Here is a 676-nt window from a genome sequence, read left to right as displayed (position 1 = left end):
AGGCACGCCGCCAGCGTTCATCCTGAGCCAGGATCAAACTCTCCAATAAAGTTAGTTTGTCTAGCATCTAAAAATAAAAATTGACGTTTCACGTTGTTTGTTTCGTTCAGTTTTCAAAGAACTAAAAGCGGGTGAAGAGAATCGAACTCTCGACCAGAGCTTGGAAGGCTCTTGTTTTACCACTAAACTACACCCGCGTGGTCGGGAAGACAGGATTTGAACCTGCGACCCCCTGGTCCCAAACCAGGTGCTCTACCAAGCTGAGCCACTTCCCGTAATTGGCGCGCCCGAGAGGAGTCGAACCCCTAACCTCTTGATCCGTAGTCAAACGCTCTATCCAATTGAGCTACGGGCGCTTATTCATGATGTTTTTTCGTCGTTGTATTTTGGCGACTCAATTATCTTATCATACTACATTTTCAAATGCAAGTACTTTTTTAAGATTTTTTTGATGCGGCCGAGAGGACTTGAACCTCCACGGGGTTTCCCCCACTAGGCCCTCAACCTAGCGCGTCTGCCGTTCCGCCACGACCGCGCGGAAAAAACAAAAAGTGAGCCATGAAGGATTCGAACCTTCGACCCTCTGATTAAAAGTCAGATGCTCTACCAACTGAGCTAATGGCTCGTAAATGGCTGGGCTAGCTGGATTCGAACCAGCGCATGACGGAGTCAAAGT

5 tRNA genes are annotated in these 676 nt (G+C 48.1%); all 5 read right to left on the bottom strand.

Going from position 1 to position 676, the window contains the following annotated elements:
• Nucleotides 1-126: 126 nt before the first annotated feature.
• The 5 genes from H6481_RS28355 to H6481_RS28335 all read right to left on the bottom strand — a co-directional run bounded on the left by H6481_RS28355 (nt 127) and on the right by H6481_RS28335 (nt 625).
• A tRNA-Gly gene (locus H6481_RS28355) sits at nt 127-197 on the bottom strand.
• A 1-nt stretch (nt 198) separates the two neighbouring features.
• Nucleotides 199-275 (bottom strand) — tRNA-Pro (locus tag H6481_RS28350).
• Nucleotides 276-279: 4 nt separating this feature from the next.
• A tRNA-Arg gene (locus H6481_RS28345) sits at nt 280-356 on the bottom strand.
• Between the two features lie 96 nt (nt 357-452).
• Nucleotides 453-535 (bottom strand) — tRNA-Leu (locus H6481_RS28340).
• Between the two features lie 17 nt (nt 536-552).
• A tRNA-Lys gene (locus H6481_RS28335) sits at nt 553-625 on the bottom strand.
• Between the last annotated feature and the right edge of the window lie 51 nt (nt 626-676).

Source organism: Bacillus sp. ME78, from assembly GCF_903970865.1.
GTDB classification, from domain to species: Bacteria; Bacillota; Bacilli; order Bacillales; family Bacillaceae_G; genus Bacillus_A; species Bacillus_A cereus.
This window is presented reverse-complemented; position numbering and strand designations above follow the sequence as displayed.